General features: G+C 70.5%; 1 pseudogene. It reads right to left on the bottom strand.

Annotation, left to right across the window (positions count from 1 at the left end):
• Positions 1–746: pseudogene (locus tag ACFP9U_RS25250) on the bottom strand (RNA-binding protein); the annotation flags it as partial.

Raw genomic sequence — 746 nt, 5'->3', positions numbered from 1 at the left:
CGGCATCGACCTCTCGGTCGGTTCGCGGCGCTGCAACAGCCCGCCGAGCCACAGGACGGCCAGCGTGTCGAGGGCCAGGAGCGCGAGCGCAGCCGCCATCAGCGGCCCCTTGAGCGGCCTGGATTCATCGAATGCATAGGAAGCCTGGCTCACGGTCACCGGCGCTTCGGGGCGGGCAAGCGGCGCAAGCGTGGCGTCGGGTGAAAGCAGATTATGGGCCACCACCCCTTCCTCCGAGCCGTAGAAGCCGGGCGGATTTCGGAGTGTCACCGGCGCGTCGGAGGAGAGCTCCAGCGGTTCGGCTTCGGGGCCGGGGGGCACCAGCGCCCCCGTCGCGGAAATCATGCGGTAAGGCGCCAGCCGTGCGCCCGTTTCCTCCTGCTCGGTCAGGCTGCCCTGATTGCGCGAAAGCTGCACGATGCGGCGCAGCATCTCGACGAAGCTGCCGGAGATCGGCAGGCTGGACCAGGTGGCTTCCGGCGTCACGTGAAAGAGGATGACGCGGCCCTCGCCGCGCGGCGCGCCGGTCACGAGAGGCGTTCCGTCGGCGAGATTCGCCCAGGTGCGCTCGACGATGTCAGCGGACGGCTCGGCGAGTACCTGGCGGTTCACCGTCACGTCGCGCGGCGGCGTGAGGTCGGAGAAGGGGCCCGGAGGGAATTGGTCGACCGGCTGCGGTTCCGACCAGGAGAGCGTACCGCCCAGCGAGCGCTCGCCGGTGCGCAGGCGGACCGGCAGCAGCGCCT

Source organism: Nitratireductor sp. GCM10026969, assembly GCF_042660605.1.
Lineage (GTDB): Bacteria > Pseudomonadota > Alphaproteobacteria > Rhizobiales > Rhizobiaceae > Chelativorans.
This window is presented reverse-complemented; position numbering and strand designations above follow the sequence as displayed.